At 40.6% G+C, this 21,605-nt stretch carries 16 protein-coding genes; 11 read left to right on the forward strand and 5 right to left on the reverse strand.

From position 1 onward, the window contains the following. Window positions 1–84: 84 nt before the first annotated feature. From F565_RS0106450 to F565_RS21275, 3 genes are all read left to right on the forward strand, one after another. A complete protein-coding gene (locus F565_RS0106450; protein WP_020212384.1) occupies window positions 85–1,167 on the forward strand; it encodes a sensor histidine kinase in 1,083 nt (360 codons plus the stop codon). After that, on the forward strand, window positions 1,164–1,844 hold the full coding sequence (locus F565_RS0106455) for a LytR/AlgR family response regulator transcription factor (protein WP_020212385.1): 681 nt from the start codon (window positions 1,164–1,166) through the stop codon (window positions 1,842–1,844). Before F565_RS0106450 ends, F565_RS0106455 begins: the two co-directional genes overlap by 4 nt. A 145-nt stretch (window positions 1,845–1,989) precedes the next feature. Beyond that, a complete protein-coding gene (locus tag F565_RS21275; protein WP_020212386.1) occupies window positions 1,990–3,384 on the forward strand; it encodes a M43 family zinc metalloprotease in 1,395 nt (464 codons plus the stop codon). 140 nt (window positions 3,385–3,524) lie between these two features. Here F565_RS21275 and F565_RS0106465 read toward each other — a convergent pair whose 3' ends face one another. The 3 genes from F565_RS0106465 to F565_RS0106475 all read right to left on the reverse strand — a co-directional run bounded on the left by F565_RS0106465 (window position 3,525) and on the right by F565_RS0106475 (window position 7,437). Then, window positions 3,525–5,621, reverse strand: a complete 2,097-nt coding sequence (locus F565_RS0106465) for a glycoside hydrolase family 97 protein (protein WP_020212387.1) — start codon at window positions 5,619–5,621, stop codon at window positions 3,525–3,527. A gap of 303 nt (window positions 5,622–5,924) precedes the next feature. Next, on the reverse strand, window positions 5,925–6,722 hold the full coding sequence (locus F565_RS0106470) for an alpha/beta fold hydrolase (protein ID WP_020212388.1): 798 nt from the start codon (window positions 6,720–6,722) through the stop codon (window positions 5,925–5,927). Between the two features lies 1 nt (window position 6,723). After that, window positions 6,724–7,437 carry a pyridoxine 5'-phosphate synthase gene (locus F565_RS0106475; RefSeq protein ID WP_020212389.1) on the reverse strand — a complete coding sequence of 238 codons (714 nt, stop codon included), beginning with the start codon at window positions 7,435–7,437 and terminating at the stop codon, window positions 6,724–6,726. A gap of 100 nt (window positions 7,438–7,537) precedes the next feature. Here F565_RS0106475 and F565_RS0106480 point away from each other — a divergent pair, with 100 nt between their 5' ends. From F565_RS0106480 to F565_RS21285, 8 genes are all read left to right on the forward strand, one after another. Beyond that, complete coding sequence (locus F565_RS0106480; RefSeq protein ID WP_020212390.1) at window positions 7,538–8,197, forward strand: CBS domain-containing protein; 660 nt, start codon at window positions 7,538–7,540, stop codon at window positions 8,195–8,197. Window positions 8,198–8,202: 5 nt separating this feature from the next. Beyond that, a complete protein-coding gene (locus F565_RS0106485) occupies window positions 8,203–9,087 on the forward strand; it encodes an NAD kinase (RefSeq protein ID WP_020212391.1) in 885 nt (294 codons plus the stop codon). Between the two features lie 157 nt (window positions 9,088–9,244). Then, window positions 9,245–9,931 carry a type IX secretion system protein PorG gene (gene porG, locus F565_RS0106490; protein ID WP_020212392.1) on the forward strand — a complete coding sequence of 229 codons (687 nt, stop codon included), beginning with the start codon at window positions 9,245–9,247 and terminating at the stop codon, window positions 9,929–9,931. A gap of 3 nt (window positions 9,932–9,934) precedes the next feature. Continuing rightward, window positions 9,935–10,675, forward strand: a complete 741-nt coding sequence (locus F565_RS0106495; RefSeq protein WP_020212393.1) for an undecaprenyl pyrophosphate synthase — start codon at window positions 9,935–9,937, stop codon at window positions 10,673–10,675. Continuing rightward, entirely contained in the window at window positions 10,608–13,340 is a 2,733-nt protein-coding gene (locus tag F565_RS0106500) for a BamA/OMP85 family outer membrane protein (RefSeq protein WP_020212394.1), read from the forward strand. The genes F565_RS0106495 and F565_RS0106500 overlap by 68 nt, the downstream gene beginning before the upstream one ends. 38 nt (window positions 13,341–13,378) lie before the next feature. Beyond that, on the forward strand, window positions 13,379–14,515 hold the full coding sequence (locus F565_RS21280) for an OmpH family outer membrane protein (protein ID WP_020212395.1): 1,137 nt from the start codon (window positions 13,379–13,381) through the stop codon (window positions 14,513–14,515). A 39-nt stretch (window positions 14,516–14,554) separates the two neighbouring features. Continuing rightward, entirely contained in the window at window positions 14,555–15,064 is a 510-nt protein-coding gene (locus tag F565_RS0106510) for an OmpH/Skp family outer membrane protein (RefSeq protein WP_020212396.1), read from the forward strand. A 267-nt stretch (window positions 15,065–15,331) separates the two neighbouring features. Beyond that, window positions 15,332–16,933, forward strand: a complete 1,602-nt coding sequence (locus F565_RS21285; RefSeq protein ID WP_020212398.1) for an ELWxxDGT repeat protein — start codon at window positions 15,332–15,334, stop codon at window positions 16,931–16,933. A 72-nt stretch (window positions 16,934–17,005) separates the two neighbouring features. Here the strand turns inward: F565_RS21285 and F565_RS0106520 are convergent, their stop codons facing one another. After that, a complete protein-coding gene (locus tag F565_RS0106520) occupies window positions 17,006–18,940 on the reverse strand; it encodes a glycoside hydrolase family 43 protein (protein WP_020212399.1) in 1,935 nt (644 codons plus the stop codon). 6 nt (window positions 18,941–18,946) lie between these two features. Beyond that, window positions 18,947–21,550: an alpha-L-arabinofuranosidase C-terminal domain-containing protein gene (locus tag F565_RS0106525; RefSeq protein WP_020212400.1), complete on the reverse strand. Its 2,604-nt coding sequence runs from the start codon at window positions 21,548–21,550 to the stop codon at window positions 18,947–18,949. Window positions 21,551–21,605: the final 55 nt, after the last annotated feature.

The raw sequence follows: 21,605 nt of genomic DNA on the forward strand, positions 1-21,605 counted from the left end.
TATTTACCTCGAAAATATATGCTTTTACCTCAAATTAAAGCTCCCACACATAATTATAGCTATTTTTGTTTATTATACCCGCAAATGGCAACAAAACCACAAAACTACGTACTGCATATATTAGGATGCCTCTTATTTATAAGCATTCCCATACTTTCATCTCCTGATCTTGATTCAAACAGAGAACTGTTCGATCTTGCCCCTTTTCGCAGTAACTTCCTGGCATACCTGCTATTGCTTGGTTTTTTTTACTGCAATTACCTGTACCTTATACCGCGTTTTTATTTTACCCACAAATACCTTCTTTTTTTTATAGGCATTGCCCTTTGCTTTGTTGCGGTTTCTTTTTTGCCAAACCTGCTCATGCCCGACATGCGTGATGTTATACCCATGCCCAATATACACAGCATACCCTCTACCGACGATATACCGGGAGGTATGACACCCGATGGTATAAGACCTAACGGGGCTACACGCTTTTTCTTTTTGCCCTCTATGCAGGGTGGCTCGCTATTGCAGTTTTTACTGGTATTTTCTCTATCCTTTTTTTTGAGGGTAAACCAGCGCCTGGCCCATATACAAAGCGAAAAACTTAAAACAGAGGTATCTTACCTACGCGCCCAGATAAATCCGCACTTTTTGTTTAACACCCTTAACAGCCTGTATGCTCTGGCACTCGAAAAATCGGATGCAGCGCCCGAAGCTATTTTAAAATTATCGTCTATGATGCGCTACGTTGTTACAGAGAGTGGCCGCGACCGTGTAGCGCTCGACAATGAAATTAATTACATTAAAAATTACATTAACCTGCAACAGCTTCGCATGGATGGCAACATCCCTTTTACCTTTACCGTTACAGGCAATACTGCAGGCAAAAATATTTCGCCTCTACTGCTTATACCTTTTATAGAAAATGCTTTTAAGTATGGGCTTAACCCCGAAGAAAACAGTAATATTGCTATACATATAAATATTACAGATGTACAACTGGAGCTTAAAGTAAAGAACAACAATGTAAACATAAGCCTGCCACCCGACGAGGAAAGCGGCCACGGCATTACCAACACCCGCCAGCGGCTTGAATTCTTATACCCTGAAAAGCATAAATTGCATATCTTTGATGTAGAAGAATATTATGAAGTACAACTAATACTTACCCTGGTATGATAAAAGCAATAGCAATAGACGATGAGCCACTTGCGCTAAAAATTATTGCACACTTTTGCAGCCAGGTAGACTATATTTTGCTTGAGAAAACGTTTACCAAAACCGACGAGGCATTACAGCACCTTACAAAATTTCCTGCCGACCTCCTTTTTCTGGATATACAAATGCCGGGAAAGAATGGCCTGGATTTTTACCGCATGCTCGGCCCCGAGGTTATGGTTATTTTTACAACTGCCTATAGCGAATATGCTGTAGAAGGGTTTAATGTTAATGCTGTTGATTATTTATTAAAACCTTTTTCTTTTGAACGTTTTTTAAGCGCAGTAGAGAAAGCTTTAAAAGAAAAAAAATCGCGGCAGTTAACACCTGCAAATAACCATTTGCTTATTCGTGCCGATTACAAACTGCACCGCCTGGAGCTGGACGATATATTGCTTATAGAAGGCTTGGACGATTATATACGTATACACCTTAAAGGTAAAAGCCCCATAACTGCAAGGCTTTCTATGAAAAGTATACTGGAAAAACTGCCATCGCCCGATTTCATCCGCGTACACAGGTCGTATATTATACCCGTTAAAAAAGTTAAAAGCCTTTACAATAAAACCATACAGATAGAAGATTTCGTAATTCCTGTAGGCGACACCTATAAAGATAGTGTGAACAGGCATTTTTAGCATCTATGCTTCACAGCAACAGATTGTTAAGCAAACATTTAACAACTTATGCCGTCCTGATTATTAATTTAACTCAAAACTTTTTTTCTTTGGGTTGAATTATAATAACTTGCGAGACTTTTTATTAAACTTTTATCAACCCAAAATGAAAAACAATACTCTTTGCAAAACTTTTTTGTTTGCAATGCTTTTCTCAGCAACCTGCTTTACATCTAATGCACAGGAACTACCCAAGGTTTTTGGCAGGACCGTTAAAAGTGTAAATCCTGAAAATGGACAAATACGCTGTGCATCTGCCGAATATGAAGAATACCAGCAGGAACATAACTCTAAAAAAGACACCCGCGCGCAATTTGAAAACTGGCTTGCAAAAAAAATACAGGAGCGCAAGGCACAACGCAGCACTGCAAATGTTGCAGAGGTAATAACAATACCTGTAGTAGTACACGTTATACACAATGGTGATGCTTTAGGAGTTAACGAAAACATTCCTGACGGGCAGGTTCAGTCTCAAATAGAGGTACTTAACCAGGATTACAGAAGAATGGCAGGCACTAACGGATACAATTCTCTTGCTGTGGGTGCAGATGTAGAAATAGAATTTTGCCTTGCACAAACAGATCCTGATGGTAACCTTACAAATGGTATTGACAGGATACGCAGGACATCTGCTACTTACAATAGTATTGAAATTTTTGATAGTTCTGTAAAGCCTGCTACCTCCTGGGATCCTGAACAATACATGAATATATGGACATGTTCTTTTGGAGGCAGCAGCAGCGGCCTTTTAGGGTATGCACAATTCCCTGACTCTTCGGGCCTTGGCGGCTTAGACGAGATAGGTGGTAATGAAGGTACAGATGGCGTAGTTATAGGATACCAGTATTTTGGGTCGGAAGATATATTCCCGGAAGGTAATTATGGCTCAGATAGTAACCAGAACCGCTATGGCCGTACTGCAACACACGAAGTGGGCCACTTTCTGGGTTTAAGGCACATTTGGGGAGATAATGATGATTGCAGGGTTAACACAACAGATTCATTTAAAGATTACTGCCCTGACACACCTGCTGCAAGCGAAGAGCATTATAACTGCCAGACTTATAATTCATGCCCTACGGCTCCCGGAAATGACATGAAAGAAAACTATATGGATTACACTAACGACCTTTGTTTGAATATTTTTACTCAAAATCAAAAAACAAGGATACGTACCGTAATGGAAAACTCTCCCCGCAGGGCATCCCTTGTTACTTCTACAGCATGCCAGGCTCCTACAGGTGGCGTTAATAAATATAAATTACAGGGATTAAAGGTATTCCCTAACCCTGCACAAGGCGAACTTACAATAGATATACCTAACGGCGACCTGCCGGACAGTTATACTATTTACAATAGCGTAGGCCAGACTGTAAGTACTGCAAAAATAAACTCTAATGCTAACCTTACCATTAATACCGGTAACTACAGTAACGGCGTATATTTTATTAAAGTTAATAAAGGCAGCGAGTCTAAAACACTTAAGTTTATTAAAAACTAAATTAGTTTTTGTCATAATTTAAAAAAGCGGGATTCTAATAAGATTCCCGCTTTTTTTTATAGAATAATACATGATAATAAAACAAAAAAACCGGCAGCGAACTTAATCCCTGCCGATTTCTATTTTTAAACTAAGTATAATTATTTAATGCTTATTGCAGCGCCACCACCCGGAGCGAGCTTTTGGGTAAGCTTAGTCTTGCTTGTAACTTTTATAGTGCGTATGGCATAGCTCTGTGGGTTTTTGTCAAAACTTGCATCGGCGCCGTCGGCATAAATGGTTGCTGTAAAGGTTTTACCTTTAGGCAGGAAATCAAAATTTATGGTTGCTGTACGCGCATTCTCATCGGTAATTGCCCCTACATACCATTCATCTTTTCCTTTCGCTTTACGCGCCATGGTAATATAATCGCCGGGTTCAGCCTCAAGCACGTAGGTAGCATCCCAGTCTACCGCTACATCTTTAATAAACTGAAAGGCATCCATAAATTTATTATACGTTTCAGGCAGGTCGGCAGCCATTTGTAACGGGCTGTACATAGTTACATATAATGCTAACTGCTTTACTAATGTTGTATGCACATAACTGCTATTTTCAGGGTTATAAGCGTTTATCCTTGTCTGGAAAATACCGGGGGTATAATCCATAGGCCCACCCATTAAACGTGTAAATGGCAATATGGTAGTATGGTCTGGGTTATTACCACCAAAAGATTCATACTCTGTACCACGCGCAGCTTCATTACCTATAAGGTTAGGATAAGTACGCGCCAGGCCTGTGGGACGCACTGCCTCGTGGGCATTAACCATAATTTTATATTTGGCAGCCTCTGTAACAGCGTACAGATAATGGTTAACCATGAACTGACCGTAATGGTATTCGCCACGCGGAATGATATCGCCCACGTAACCACTTTTTACGGCATTGTAACCGTTATCTGCCATAAACTGGTAGGCTTTATCAAGGTGCCTTTCGTAATTACGTACAGATCCTGATGTTTCGTGGTGCATGATCATTTTAATACCTTTAGATGCCGCATAACGGTGCAGTTCCTGTACATCAAAATCAGGGTAAGGCGTAACAAAATCAAACACATAGTCTTTAGATTTGCCAAACCAGTCTTCCCAGCCTTCGTTCCAGCCTTCTACCAGTACGCCATCAAAACCATTTTTTGCAGCAAAGTCTATATATTCTTTTACATGCGCCGTGTTTGCCGCATGCTTGCCGTTAGGTTTTGTTTTGCTGTAATCAAGATCGCCAAGGTGTACATTAGTAAGGTCATTATAAGCCCAGGTACTTTTGCCTGTTATCATTTCCCACCACACGCCTACATATTTTACAGGTTTTATCCACGATACATCCTTAAATTTAGTAGGCTCGTTAAGGTTAAGAATAGTTTTAGACAGCAGGATATCGCCGGCCTTATCGCTAACGATTACAGTTCTCCACGGCGATTGTGCCGATGCCTGTATGTAACCCTTGTTACCTACAGCATCAGGTGTAAGCCACGACTCTAACACCATATTCTTATCATCCAGGTTAAGCGAAAGGCATGAATAATCTACCAGTGCTGCCTCATGAATGTTTATGTATAATCCGTCTTTACTTTTTAGCATTAGCGGGGTTTGCAGGCCGGTAGGCGAAAAAGTTTCCTGAGAAGCGTTTGGCGTTACAGCAGTTTTCATTTTGCCGCGTACTTCGCTAAGATTAGATGTTGTAGTACTGTATTCCTGTGTATCATAATCGCCCGGAAGCCAAAATGCTTTATGGTCTCCTGCAAGGGCAAACTGTGTACGCTCTTCTTTTATAATAAAATAGTTAAGGTCTTTTTGCTCAGGAAATTCATACCTAAAGCCAAGGCCATCGTTAAACACCCTGAAACGTATACGTATGTACCTCCCGCCTACAGCTTTTTGGCTGAGTGTAACAAGCAGCTCGTTATAATTATTACGAATGCTTTTTTGCTCGCCCCATACCGGCGCCCAGGTTTCATCAAACGTAGCAGTTTCGGTTTTATCTATAGCAAAACCATCAAGCATGGCAGGTATATCTTTAGTATCTATACCCAGCTTACTGGTTTTAATAACGGGTTTATTTTTATACGTTAAAGCATACACAGGCTCACCTTTAGCCGATAACGAAAACGTAAGGGACACGTTCTTATCCGGAGATGTTACCTGCTGGGCATGCAAAGACATTCCGGCAAATAATATCAGGGCCGATAATAGTTTTTTCATGAGGTTTGGGTTTAATTATTACGTTATAGTGGCAATAAAATTACCCAATTATAGAGTATAAAAATAATGAATTAGCAATTCTGCTTTTATACAACGTTTGCGTGTTGACAACTTTATTTTTTTGAAGCGAATATTTTGTGAATTGTAAAGATTTTACCTGAGCGCGAATTTCACTAATTATTTAATCTTTTACCACATAGGCACATAGTTATTACAACGTTAGTTGGCATAGAATAAATTTAAACATAGATTATTGAAGCGGAGCTTCATCTATGTAATCTATTGTAGACTTTAAAAAGCAAACTAAGCTATGTCTCTATGTGGTAAAATTTTCAAATTAGCTTTCAAAAAATCAAGTGTAAAATCTAAAAACTCTTTAGGATTTTCGGCATGCACCCAGTGCCCGGAGTTACTTATCGTTTTAAAATCTGCATTGGTAAAAACAGATTTTATAAAATCTATATCTTCATCTTTAATGTATTTTGACTTGTCGCCACGAAGAAAAAGCGTTGGCCCGTCATAGTGGCTACCCTCAGGAACTGCTTGCCCAATATTATCTATAGACGCATTAAAAGCAGCAAGGTTAAACCTGAAATCAAGCTGGCCCGGTTCTTTCCAGTACAGGTTCTTCATGAGGAACTGGCGTGTACCTGCATCTTTAATATATTCAGATAGCGTAGCCTCCACAGCAGCGCGATCCGGTTTTACTGAAAAATCTACCGCGTTAAGCGCAGCTAATTCGGTTTGATGGTGCGGTGCATAGTATTTAGGGCCTATATCTGCCACTACAAGCTTGTCCAGTTTTTCGGGATGCTGTACCGCAAAGAACATTGCAGCCTTACCTCCCATAGAGTGGCCTATAATATCTACTACGCCTAAATTATTTCCGTCAATATATTCAATAAGGTCCTGCACCATGGCATCATACGTAAAAACATCCGAATGAAAACTCTTACCATGGTTACGCATATCTATGGCATGCACCTGGTAACCCTGTGCAGCATATTGCCCGCCAAGTGTTTTCCAGTTATCGCCCATACCCATAAAACCGTGAATTATAAGTAGTGGCTTTCCTTCCCCTTCTATTCTTGAATGCAGCATATTATTTTAATTTTTGCAGGTACATATTTACAACATTATCCAGCCCTAAGTACAACGCTTCGGCTATAAGCGCATGCCCTATAGATACCTCCAGCAACCCGGGGATATTTTGTTTAAAGAACTGAATGTTATCAAGGCTAAGATCGTGCCCGGCATTAAGGCCTATATGCAGTTGCTCTGCAAGCACGGCCGCCTGTGTATACGGTTTTATACCGTCATAATTACCCAGGCCGTATTGGTGTGCAAAGGCTTCGGTGTACAGTTCTATCCTGTCGGCACCCACTTCTTTTGCCCCTTCCACCATTTTAAGGTTTGGGTCTACAAAAACTGATGTACGTATGCCGTTATTCTTAAACTCCTGTATTACTTCTGTTAAAAAGCTTTTGTGCTTTATCGTGTCCCATCCTGCATTGCTTGTTATGGCATCGTCGGCATCGGGCACCAGGGTAACCTGAGTGGGTTTTGTTTCCATTACAAGGTCCATAAAACTTTGTATGGGGTTGCCCTCTATATTATATTCGGTGTACACAACAGGCACAAGGTTGCGGGCATCCTGATACCTTATATGCCTTTCGTCCGGGCGTGGGTGTATGGTAACGCCCTGCGCCCCAAATTTTTGAACATCTGCTGCCACCTTTAGCAGGTTAGGCACATCGCCTCCTCTTGAATTTCTTAAAGTGGCTATTTTATTTATATTTACGCTTAGCTTGGCCATATTGTTTGCAAAATGTTATTTCAATCACAAAAATACAAAGTAAATAAAGGGTAGTCTCCTTATTTTTGATTATTTTGCATAATATTTAGTTGCATCCCCCATGACAGAAATTACAGACTTTTTAAATACTAATATTAAGGCACTGAGGACCACCGACTCTGTTGCCGATGCTCAGGACCTTTTTGCCGAGTACCCTTTTTCTCATTTTCCGGTGCTGGAAGATGGTGTTTACATAGGCTGTGCCGATGCCGAGGATACCGAACTGATGGATATAGAAAAAACCATAGGCGATATGCGTTACAGCTTCGACAGGTTTTTTGTGCGCGACACAACTATATGGCTTGATGTTTTAGAGGTTTTTGCTAAGAACGAAACTAATTTAGTTCCCGTGCTTAGCGACGAAAACAAGTATTTGGGCTATTATGAAATTACCGATATTATTAAGTTTTTTGACCAGACTCCTTTTCTTAAAGAGCAGGGCGGTATACTGGTTGTAGAGAAAGGCGCTCTGGAATACAGCATGAGCGAAGTTGCACAGATTGTAGAGAGTAATAACGGCAGGCTGTTGGGCCTTTTTATATCTGAAGCCAGCATGCATAAAGTGCAGATAACCGTAAAAATAAGCATGGGCGGGCTAAGCGAAATCATCCAGACGTTTAGGCGCTACAACTACGACATTATAACAGAGCATCAGGAAGATGCCTACATGAATACGCTTAAAGACCGATCTGATTATCTTGATAAATACCTCAATATCTAACAAACATGAAAATTGCTGTTTACGGCCAATATTACAAAGATAATACAGACGATATTATAGAAAAGCTGTTGCGCGTTTTTGACAGCTATAACCCTGAAATTGTTTTTGAAAGTAATTTTTACAACGTACTAAACGAAAAAGGCCTGCTCGACAAGCCTTTTAGTGTTTTTACAGGGCACGAAGAACTGGATGAGGGTTACAGCATGTTTATAAGCATAGGCGGAGACGGCACTATGCTGCGTGCCGCCACGCTGGTGCGCAATAAAAACATTCCTATTATAGGTATTAATGCAGGCCGCCTTGGTTTTCTTGCCACTATACAGGAGGAAAATATAGAAACACTGCTGCCGCTTATTTTTGAAAATAATTACAAAATATCTCCGCGAACCTTGCTTACCATAGATTATGAAGGCAAAGACCCGGAAATGCATGACTTAGATTATGCCCTTAACGAGGTAACCGTAAGCCGCAAAGACACCACCTCGATGATTACCATAGAAACCCGCCTTAATGGCGAATATTTAAACTCTTACTGGGCAGACGGGCTTATAATATCTACCCCTACCGGCTCTACAGGATACTCTCTTAGCTGTGGCGGCCCGGTGCTTATGCCCGATGTAAACAGCCTGGTTATAACTCCCATAGCCCCACACAACCTTAATGCCCGCCCACTGGTTATACCCGATGATACCGAGATAGAACTACGCGTAAGCAGCCGCGAAGAGCAACACCTTATATCGCTCGATTCGCGCATAGTATCTGTAGCGGTAGAAACGGTACTGCGCATTAAAAAAGGTGGCTTTAAAATAAACCTGGTAGAATTTCCGCAGGAAAAATTCCTGGTTACCCTTCGTAAAAAGCTTTTATGGGGTGAAGATAAACGAAATTAATTTTACCATTTTTCCCTCTGCCTGCATACTACATTTAAACTTCTTCCGTTTTCAAGTCTATATATTTTGCATTTGTGCAATTTATAGCCGGTAAAATGTCTAATTGTAAGGCAATTTAGAAATCTATATTGCTATATTTGCAGCCAATTTTCGTTTAATGAAGCGTATATTCCTTGTTTTACTATTAATAGCAACGTCTTTTATGGCTGATGCCCAGATAAATGAGCTGGGTATTTTTGCCGGTGGGGCTAACTATGTGGGCGATGTGGGTTCTACAAACTACATTGCCCCTAAAGACCTTGCACTGGGAGTGCTGTATAAATGGAACCGCAGCCCGCGCCATTCCTGGAGGGCTTCGTTTACGTATGCCCGCATAAGCGGAGACGATGCCGACTCTAATGTTGAGGGTCGTAAGCAGCGCGACAATAAATTTAAAAATACTGTAAAAGAATTTTCTGCCGGTATGGAGTTTAATTTTTTCGATTTTAACCTTCACGAGTCAGGATTTAAGGTTACACCGTATATTTACAGCGGCCTTAGCTACTTTTGGTATGATGAAAAATACATAGACAATAACCGCGAAGCCACAGATTATGATAATGGCAGCAGCCTTGCCATACCCATGACAGTAGGTGTTAAGGCACATATAGCCCAGGACTTAGTGTTAGGGTTTGAGGTAGGCGCTCGTTACACATTTACAGATAACCTTGATGCCAGCAACCCGAGCGACAACGCTTATGCAGGCAGGCGTTTTGGTAATCTTGACAGTAATGACTGGTATGTATTTACCGGTTTTACCTTAACATATACCTTTACTAATAAACCTTGTTACTGTTCGCAATAATTTATGGATATAACAACTACTATAAATACCGATAACCTGCCAAGACACCTGGCTATAATTATGGACGGCAATGGCCGATGGGCCAAGCAGCAGGGTATGCTACGTGCTTTTGGGCACGAAAACGGTGTTAAATCAGTAAGGGTTACTGTAGAGGCATGCGCAAAACTGGGCATTGGGTACCTTACCCTTTATGCTTTTTCTACAGAAAACTGGAACAGGCCCAAGCTGGAGGTAGATGCATTAATGAGCATCCTCATGAATTCCCTTAAAAAGGAAATTCCTACCATGCAAAAAAATAACATAAGGCTTAATGCCATAGGCAACACGGCATTGCTGCCCGACAGGGCCCGCAAGCAGTTGCTGGATGTTATAGAACAAACCAAAACCAATACCGGAATGACCCTTACCCTGGCATTAAGCTACGGTAGCCGGGAAGAAATAATCGCTGCAATAAAACAAATTAGCGAGAAAGTAAAAAACAACCAATTAAACGTAGCTGATATCAGCGAGTCTTTAGTTACAAGCCACTTATATACCCACGACCTGCCCGATGCCGACCTTGTAATACGCACAAGCGGTGAGCATCGTATAAGTAACTTCCTGCTATGGCAGGCAGCTTATGCAGAGTTGTACTTTACAGATGTTTTGTGGCCGGACTTTAGAGAAAAAGACCTGCATGATGCAATTATCAACTACCAAAAAAGAGAACGTAGATTTGGAAAAACCAGTGAACAAATTAAATAACACAAAGATGCTTTATAAGAGCATTGTATTGCTTTTTGGCCTTTTTATTACTACTGGTGCTTTGGCACAAAATGGTAGCAGGCTTGAGTCCGGCTCTTATGTTTTAGCAGAAATATCCGTAACAGGAAAAATGAGCTATAACGAGCAAACCGTTATACAATTTACCGGGCTTGAAAAAGGCCAGGCTATAAATGTACCCGGCGAAGAAATAAGTGCTGCCATAAAAAAGCTATGGAGACTGGGTCTTTTTAGCGACGTAAACTTTTATGTAAATGAAATTAAAGGTGATAGTATTTACCTGGAGCTTGCCATTAATGAGCTGCCAAAGCTTAGCGATGTAAAACTGCAGGGTGTTAAAAAAGGTAAAAGCGAAAGCCTTATAAAAGATACAGGCCTTACAAAAGGCAAAATTGTAAACGAAAACCTGCTTACAACTACTAAAAACTATATAGAAAACAAATACAAAAAAGATGGTTTTTATAATACTAAAGTAGCTATAAACGTAGTACCGGATAGTACTAACACTGTGAAAATGGTTGTTAATATAGATAAAGGTAAAAAAGTAAGGATAAGTTCGATAAACTTTACAGGCAATCAGCAAATATCGTCGGGCAAGCTTAAAAAAGCCATGAAAGATACTAAGGTTAAGGCATTCCCTAACCCGTTGCGCATCTTTAAACCGTCTAAATTTATTGCAGATAAGTATAAGGAAGACCTTGGTAAAGTAATAGATAAGTTTAAAGAAAAAGGATATCGCGATGCCCGTGTTATTGAAGATACTGTTGTATACAACCCTAAAAAAAATACGGTAGCCATAGACATTAAGGTAGAAGAAGGCCACAAATATTATTTTGGCGATATAAAATACATTGGTAATACCGTTTACACCAACCAGCAGCTTAACCTTATACTTGGTATTAAAAAAGGTGAGGTTTATAACGGTGTAATGCTACAAAAAAGGATTGCCGACCCTTCTAAGCCTGATGGTGAAGACTTGACTAACCTATATCAAAATAATGGTTACCTGTTCTCTAACATTAATGCCGTAGAGGTAAAAACAGCGAATGACACAATTGATTTTGAAATTCGTGTTGTAGAAGGCCCTATTGCTTATTTCAACAAAATATCTGTAGTAGGTAATGATAAAACTAACGACCGTGTTATTTACCGTGAGTTAAGAACAAGGCCGGGACAAAAATGGAATAAAGAAGATGTTGTAGGTACCATTCGCGAGCTTGGTGCATTAGGCTTCTTTGATGCTGAGGCTATTCGCCCGGATGTTAAAAATGCAGATCCTGCATCGGGTACCGTGGATGTAGAGTGGCATGTGGCAGAGAAAGGATCGAGCCAGATAGAACTACAGGGTGGTTATGGCGGTGGTGGCTTTATAGGTACGCTGGGGCTTTCTTTCAACAACTTCTCTACAAGAAACATGTTTAAGAAAAGCGCCTATACCCCACTACCTATGGGAGATGGCCAAAAACTGGCACTACGCCTTCAGGGTAGTACCTATTTCCAGACCTACAGCCTCTCTTTTACAGAGCCTTGGTTTGGCGGCAGGAAACCCATCCAGATGTTTACGTCATTGTCTCAAAGTAAGCAATTTTCTTACAACTACTCGAGCAGGGATGTAGACAGGAACAAAAGTTTTACGATATCATCTATAACCGTAGGGGTATCTAAGAGGTTAAGCGACCCGGATTATTACATGAGGTTATCGCATTCACTTACATTTCAGTACTACGACTTAAATAATTATAACGTAGGATTGTTTACCTTTGGTAATGGTGTATCTAAAAACCTTGCCTATACATTAGAGCTTACAAGGGACAACAGGGGCCGAAACCCTATTTACCCTACCTACGGTTCGTTATTTAGTGCAAGTTTCAGGACAACATTCCCTTACTCGTTTGTAAACGGTATAAATTATGAAGCAATTAAAAATGAGCAGGCTTACAAGTTAAGCAACGAAACCGGAGCTCCTATTACAGGAACTAATGGCGAGTCTATCTCTACAGGAGAATATATTGATGCTAACGGTAATGGTGTAGGCAACAATTTTGAAGCAGCCGCACTAAACCAGTCTAAATATGACCAGAAAAGGTTTAACTGGCTGGAGTACTGGAAAGCTAAGTTTAAAGGAGACTGGTATACAAAACTTGCAGGGCAGCCACAACACGAGCTTGTATTGCGCTCACTGGCAGAGTTTGGTTTTATGGGTGCTTATAATAACGCAAGGGGCCTTGTACCATTCGAACGATTTTATGTGGGTGGAGACGGTATGGCTAACTACGCGCTCGATGGCCGTGAGGTTATTCAGTTAAGGGGTTACCCTAACCAGTCGTTAAGCCCGGTAGATGCAAACGGAACACAAATTGGGGCAACAATTTATAACAAATTTTCGTTAGAGTTGCGTTACCCTATTACATTAAAACCGCAGGCATCTATATTTGCACTAACGTTCCTGGAGGCAGGATCATCTTACGATGGGTTTAAAAATTACAATCCATTCCAGCTTAAGCGCTCGGCGGGCTTTGGCCTTAGGGTGTTCATGCCGGCCTTTGGTTTGCTTGGTATAGATTTTGGTTATGGCTTTGATCCGCTTCCCGGGTATCAGCAAAAAAATGGCTGGGAAACACATTTTATCATAGGCCAGCAGTTTTAAAAAATTTGGCATGATATTTTCTAATACGTAAAATAGTTATGAAGAGATATTTAGTTGTACTACTTACCGTTTTTGTAAGCCTTATGGCAAATGCCCAGGGACGTGGCATTAAAATTGCCTATATAGATATGGAATACATCCTGGACAAAGTGCCGGATTATGCCGAAGCAAAAAGCCAGCTTGAGCAAAAAGCGGCAAAGTGGAAGCAGGAAATGGATGTAAAGCGCAACGATATTACAAAGCTTAAGGAAAGCCTGCAGGCAGAAAAAGCCTTGTTGACTAAAGAGCTTATAGAAGAACGTGAAGAAGAAATAGCGTTTCAGGAAAAAGAACTTATAGACTACCAGGAAAAAAGGTTTGGCCCTAAAGGCGACCTTATTACCCAAAAGTCGGTTATGGTGAAACCAATCCAGGACCAGGTTTTTAATATTGTTCAGGATCTTGCCGAAGTGAGGAAATACGATTTTGTGTTCGACAAATCGTCAGACCTTACATTGCTTTTCGCGGCTAATAAATATGATATAAGCGACCTTATTGTAAAAAGGCTGAGCAGGACTGCTAAACGTGAAAAACTAAGCAGTAAAGAAGTTAAGAAACTTGAGGAGCAGGAAAAACAGGAAGAGGAAGATTCTGACCCGGATAAGATAGATAAAGCCAAAAAGCTTGAAGCCAAAAAAGAAGCGCGCCAAAAAGCGATAGACGACAGGAAAGCTGCCGCTGATGCTAAAAGAGCTGCTGCATTAGAAAAGCGTGACCAGTTAAGGGCAGAAAATGCTGCCAAAAGAAATGGAACAACTGCCCCTAAAACAACTCCTGCCAAAACAGAAGGTAAAGCTGCAGATACCCCTCCAACAGATGGCGACGATGATACTCCTGCCACGGCTGCAACTGCAAACAAATCTGCTAAAACAGAAGAGGCAAAAACAGAAGCGTCTGAGAAAAATGCTGAAGCTGCCGCTAAGAGGCAAAAAGCTGCCGAAGATGCAAAAGCAGAACGCGAAAGAAAACTCGAAGAACGCAGAAAAGCTATAGAAGACCGTAAAAAACAGGTTCAGGAACAAAGAGAAGCTGCACAAAAAGCACGGGAAGAAAAATTAAAGGCTAAAAACGGCACACCCGCTACAACTGAGCCAGAAGCAACACCATCTCCCACTAACACCCAGGGAGAGGATTAAACTAAAAACAAAAATTAATATTTTAAAACCTTGAATGTGATGAAACAATTGAAATCTTTATTAATCGCTGCATTATTATTTGCCGGAGTTAACCAGGCTGCACATGCACAGGCAAAAGTAGCGCACATTAATGTAAGTGACCTTATGGCTGCAATGCCCGATATGAAGGCTGCACAGGCACAACTTGAAAAAGTGACTAAAACGTACGATACAGAGTACAATACAATGGTTGAAGAGTTTAGGAAAAAAGTAGGTCAGTATGAAAAAGAAGCTTCTACTGTTACTGATGCTGTAAACGATACACGCAGCAAAGAAGTTCAGGATATGCAAAAAAGAATACAGGATTACCAACAAAATGCTTCAAAAGAGCTTCAGGCTAAACAAGAGGCTATTTACAAACCTATTCTTGAAAAATCAAGGCTTGCTATACAAAAAGTAGCTAAAGCTAAAGGATACCAGTATGTACTTGACGCTTCTACAGGAAGTGGTGTATTAGTAGCTGATGGCCCGGATTTAATAGCTGACGTTAAAAAAGAGCTTGGTTTTTAATCAGCACTTTTAAAATTATAAAGAACTGGCTGCCTTAACGGGCAGCCAGTTTTTTTATACCCCATACTTAGTGAAACTGTACAAACATTTTGAAAATTAAAAACCAACATTTTAAGTCGATAATGTTATTTTTAAACAAACAGATAGCTACTTCCGGCTAATTAAAGTATTTTTAGCAAAAACACCAAAACAATAAATTAATCATTGACTTTGGGCGTATTTTACCTTATTATCATCATCAAAAAGAATTTTAAACCAATTTTAAGTATGAAAAGAAAAATTACTACGCTACTTCTTTTAGTAACAACAGGTTACTTTGCACAGGCACAAACCGGAGCACAATTAGTTAAAGACATTAATACCTTTGGTGACTCCGGAACATTAGAACTTACAGAGGTTAATGGAAAACTATACTTTACGGCTAATGATAATGTACACGGCAGTGAGTTATGGGTAACAGATGGTACCGAAGCAGGAACATCTTTAGTTAAAGATGTATACACAGGCCCAACAGATGGATCTGTTACAGAAATTACCGCCCTTGGCGAAAAATTCGTATTCTCGGCAGGTGACGAAGCAAGCGGTTTAGAACTATGGGTAAGCGACGGTACAGAGGCCGGAACAACAGTACTTAAAGATATTAATCCCGGAGCTGGCAGCAGCGTGCCGCTATACTTTAAAAAGATAGGCGATAAAGTAGTGTTTCAGGCAAATGACGGTACGTCCGGATATGAACTTTGGGTAACCGATGGTACAGCAGCCGGTACTGTATTGCTTAAAGATATTAATGCCACAGCAGATTCTTATCCTTATGGCTTTACAGAATATAATGGCAAATTATATTTTCAGGCAGATAATGGTACCGATGGTATTGAATTTTGGGCTACTGACGGTACAGAGGCCGGAACTACACTTATAAAAGATATTACAACTTTAGAAGGCGGCTCTAACCCACGCGGGTTTGCAGTATATAATAATCAACTTTATTTTAGGGCCGATGATGAAAGAGGCGACGAAATATGGGTAAGCGATGGCACTGAGGCCGGTACGATTTTTTTTAAAGACATAAACCCAACAGAAGGTGAAGGCAGCCGTGCCAATGAATTTACAGAGGCCGGCGGTAAATTATTCTTTAGGGCTAATAATGGTGTTAACGGTAACGAGCTATGGGTAACAGACGGAACCGCAGACGGTACGGTAATGGTAGCAGATATTTATCCCGGCATTGATGAGTCGTTCCCCGGTGCTATAACTGCCTTTAATGGTAAAGTATATTTTCAGGCAACGGATGGTGTGCATGGTGTAGAATTGTGGTCATCTGACGGTACAGCGGCAGGAACATCGCTGGTTAAAGATATCAGGACTGTAAACTCTTCACTACCTAATTATTTTTTTGCATTTCATGACAAGCTGTACTTTACAGCTAATGATGGCACAAATGGTTTTGAACTATGGGAAACTGATGGCACTGCAGATGGCACTATAAAACCTATTACAAGCCGTAATGTGGTGGACCCACTTTACTATATACCTTTTTTTAAAATATTTAATGATGAGCTTTATTTTAAGGCAAATTATACTTTTTACGGATTTGAGCTTTATAAACTAACCGAGGCATTAGTTGGTATAGATGGTGTTGTATCTTCTAAATTTAAAGTATACCCTAACCCGGCAACAGATAGAGTAACTATACAGCTAAAAGATGCTGCTTTAACATCTGTATCTATAATTTCTATTACCGGAGAAAAAGTTCTGGAAAGCAAAGGGGCAACAACAATAGATATTTCGCAGTTAAGCAGCGGCATGTATATTATGAAAATAGAGAACGATAAAAATGAGATTTTCTATAACAAAATAGTAAAGAAATAAACCTCATTACTATAAATATCAAAGGCTGCCTTAACCGGGCAGCCTTTAATTTTAACTAACTCTAACTCAACTTTATTTTTTTACCGGCTGTATACCTTCAAGAGTAGGTTTAACGGTAATTATGTTACCTTTCTTATCAAAGTAAAGCCTGTCTATACATACCTCCCTGTTATATCCTGCAGCTTCGCCCAGTTTATAACCATTAGGATATGCAAACCTATGGTATACAATATACCACTCGTCTTTACCGGGAACCTGCACAACAGAATTGTGGCCCGTACCAAAAAGCATTTTATCGGCATCCTGCTTTAAAACAATATTGTCTTTAGGAATAGTAAATTTACCAAGTGGCGATTTTGCCGTTGCATACCTTACTTTATAGTTAGGGCTGCGGGTATCGTCTTCACTCCACATAAAATAATACACACCATTACGATATATTACGTAAGTACCTTCACGAAAAGTAGCATCGGGCTTAAGCAGTGTAAGTGTTTTTTTGTTTATAGATATCATGTCGTCGTTAAGCTCTACCCCTGCCATGTGGCCATTGCCCCAGTACAGGTAGCTTTTGTTTGTTTTAGGGTCAGTAAAAACATCAGGGTCTATTTCCTGACCTCCTTTTACACCTTCCGGCGCCGAATCAATCAAAGCTTTTCCGCTATCCTTAAATGGCCCTGTCGGGCTATCGGCTACAGCAACACCAATTTTTTGGGCAGCAGTAAAGTAGTAGAAATACTTATAAACACCATTTATTTTTTTCTCTACAATACATGGTGCCCATGCATTGCGGTTAGCCCAGCTAACGTCTTTTTTAAGGTCTAAAATTACACCCTCATCTTTCCAGTCGGTAAGATCGTCAGATGAAAATACTTTAAAGTAATAACCACCCCAACCATCAAAACCATCGCTTGTAGGGTATATATAGTACTTACCCGTATTGTTAGAGTATAAAACTTCAGGATCGGCATAATGGCCCGGCAGCGCTGGATTGTTATTCAGGGCAGGAAAATCTTTTGGCGTGCCCCACTTTTTCATAAGCGCTTTAAGTTCACTGCGGGTTACAGGCATAATAGTACCATGGCGTGGTTTAAAATCCATTGTAACCTGGTTATCTATAACCGTAAAATGGTTAAGGTCGCTGCTTTTTGTAAACTGATATGCTCCTTTTTTATACACATCGTACATCAGGATATATTCGTCAGAGTTATTCAGCTTAAACACGCCTGCACCTTCTACACTTTCCGGAGTTTGCTGTTTGTAATCATCGCTCTCCTCCCATTTGCCAGAAGTAAGATTTTTTGTAGTGGCAACTTTAATACCCGGCTTATCGGTTTCTGTTTTATAAAAAAGGTGGTAAACACCATCTTTTTCTATAATGTCACCATCTATACAAGGCACTTTAGATTTTGGAATGAACAACTCTTTTGGAGCCGCTTCAAGCGCAGTAAAATCAGCATTTGCGTATGCATAATAAATTTTGTCAGGGTCGTTGCCATGCTTCATAGAAAAGTACACCATGTACTTTCCGGCAGCGGCATCATAAATAGTTTGTGGTGCCCATACCCTTTTCAGGTTTTCATTGCCCGGAAATGCAGTCTGGATATTTACTACAGACGATTTCCAGTTAACAAGGTCGGTTGATTTTAGCAACACCATGGCACGGTTAGAATCCCACCCTTTAGATGATGTCATATCGGTTACCACCATGTAAAATGTTTTACCGTCGTGCCCACGAAGTATGTGCGGATCGCGCACCCCGCCTGTTGAACTTATATTTTTAGAATCTATAACGGGTTGGTTACCATTTAAGGCCTTATAGTTGTAACCATCTAAACTAATGCCAAATTTTATAGCCTCGTCTTTTACGTCATTACCTGTAAAGTAAGTGAACAGGTAGCCCACGTAATCTTTATCGGCAGGGCCGGTTTTGTATTGTGCTATAGCACCTGTACTGCAGGTTGCAGCGGTAATAAAAGCAATGAATAATTTACTAAATACTCTCTTCATACTTAATTATTTGGTTTTTATACGGATAAGGGTAAATGAATATGCGGGTACAGCACATGGGAAAGTAGTGCCCACAGTAATAGTATCGGCTACAGGTTTTGCAGTTTTACTATCGGGAGTTCCGGTAAGTACATAACGCTTAGCCGATGGTACAAAAGCACCCGCACCTTCAAGGTTTACGATACTATTTACAGCTACCGGCAGCATGTTTACAATTTTTACAATAAGGTCCTTGCTCTTGCTATCACGAACCACAGATACTGCTACCCGATTGCTCACTTCTTTGTTAGCATCCTTAAGGGCAACATCGCTTGGCAAATATACATCGCCTGCATTTTGCCCATATAGCTGTTGTGTATAATAACCCACGGTAGGCTTTACCTCAGTATTATTAAAATAAATAAGGTCGGGGTTCCATTGTGTGTGGTTTTCCTTGGCAAGCATAGGTGCATACGACGTCATGCTTACTACATCGCCATTACGCTCTAAAGCAGTTAAATATAATGCTTCGGCAAGGGCGGTTTCTATATTATTAGGCCTACCCGGAAGGAAAGCCGCATATTCGCCCAAATACACTTTAGATTTAGAACGGTCATACCTGTCATAATAATCCTGATTATTAATAAACCAGCCTACCGGCTGATAGTAATGCTCATCTACCATCGGTATGTCCAACTTATCAGCAAGAGCCCATCCTTCTTCATAATCTGTACCTTCTGCCGCAGGCCCTACCGTACCAATTACCGTAATTTCAGGATGTTTATCTTTCATAGCTTTAACTATCATGGCATAACGCTCCTCAAAAAGATCGGTAATAAGGTCTTCATTACCTATACCAACATACTTAAGATTAAACGGCTTAGGATGTCCTGCCTCCGCACGAAGCTTACCCCATTTAGATGTCACAGGTCCGTTGGCATACTCTACAAGATCTAAAATATCCTGAACGTACTGTCCCATTTCTTCCATAGGCACGCCACATTGCTGTCCGCCAAGGCCAATGTGCTCATCTATAGCCGAATTTTGGCATGGTACACCCGCCGCAATTACAGGCAGTGGAGCAGCGCCCATATCTTCGCAATACTGAAAATACTCAAAATATCCAAGTCCGGTAGTTTGGTGATATCCCCAAAGATTACGCAGCGGTTTTCTGGATTCTAATGGCCCTATGGTGTTTTTCCAACGGTATATGTTACCAAGGCCGTCGCCGTGGGCAACACAGCCCCCGGGAAAACGCATAAATTTAGGATGAAGGTCGGCTACTGTTTGAGCCAGGTCAGCACGCAAACCATTTTTGCGGCCTTTGTATGTTTTTTGTGGGAAAAGTGATATCATATCCACCGCTAGAGTGCCATTTGTTTGCGGCACTACTTCAAGCCGCGCATCGGCAACTGTTTTAGTAGCCTTAAGTACAGCGCTAATTTTTTTCCATGCAGTAGAAATCCCCTTTACAGATGTTTCTCCATATACTTCGCCATTTGCACCAATAAGACGCACTTTAATGCCTGATGCCTTACCATCGATATTTTTAGCAAAAATTGAAAAATCGTAACTATCGCCGGCTTTTACAGCAATACCATCGTACCCGCTGTTAATTATTGCAGCACCCGATTTTAATATTGCATAATGCTTATTGTTTGCATGTATGGGCTGCACACTATCTATGGCAAGTGTGCCTTTACCCCCACTCAGGCTCCAGGCTGTAGTACTGTTCCAGTCTTTGTCCCTGCCTTCTTTATCGCTAAGGGCATACTCAAAATCGCGGTTTTGAACAAGCTCTGCATATAGACCGCCATCGGCAGCATAATTAATATCTTCAAAGAACACGCCCACAAGCATATCGCTTATTTTTTTGCTCTCTGCAGCTTTTAAAGTAATAGTCCCTTCAACAGGTTTAAGGTTAGCAAAACGCACGGCATCATCTTTTGATGATTCGTCATTTTGTTTATTCTTAAATACCGAAAGGTTATGGGTTTTTATAAGATTTTCTGCCGTTTGCCATGAAACTTCAGTAACAGTACCGGTTTCTGTTTTGCCAGATATTGAAGCAGTAACCTTAGCTGTTGCCGGTTTTGTAGCCGGCGTTGTAGCAGTATAATTTTTAAAATCTTTGGTGGTGGCAGTATAAAATTTCGAATCGGCAGTATTAAGACACGTTACCGTAAATACACCATTTTTTTCTGAAACTTCCGGCTGGGAAATACTACTTCCCACAGGCATCATTATTGGGTAGGATTGCCTTTTCCAGTTAATTAAATCGGCTGAAGCTGCATGTGCAAAAGCATTGCTTTTTTCGTTAAGCGCCCATACCGCATGCCACATACCATCCTGTGCTTTAAAAAGGTATGGCGCAAGCATTCTTTTTTCAGATCCCCACCTGCCGTAGTCGCAGCGCAAAAAGCTATGTTCAGGCCCTATGGCATGCCAGTTCTTTTTGTCGCTGCTCCAGGCAAAGTGTAAGCCATTGTGGCCCTTATCTTTATCAGTGGCATAAGCAAACAGGAAAACCTTTTCCGGTTTTGTATTTGCCTTATGCCCGCCCGCAAATGCCGATAACGACATGAGCAAAGCCAGTAAAATTGTGGTTAATTGTTTTTTGCTGGTTATCATATAGTAATAATAATTAAAGTGTAAATATAACACTTATATCATCACTATAACGTTT

Source organism: Flavobacterium rivuli WB 3.3-2 = DSM 21788 (assembly GCF_000378485.1).
GTDB classification, from domain to species: domain Bacteria; phylum Bacteroidota; class Bacteroidia; order Flavobacteriales; family Flavobacteriaceae; genus Flavobacterium; species Flavobacterium rivuli.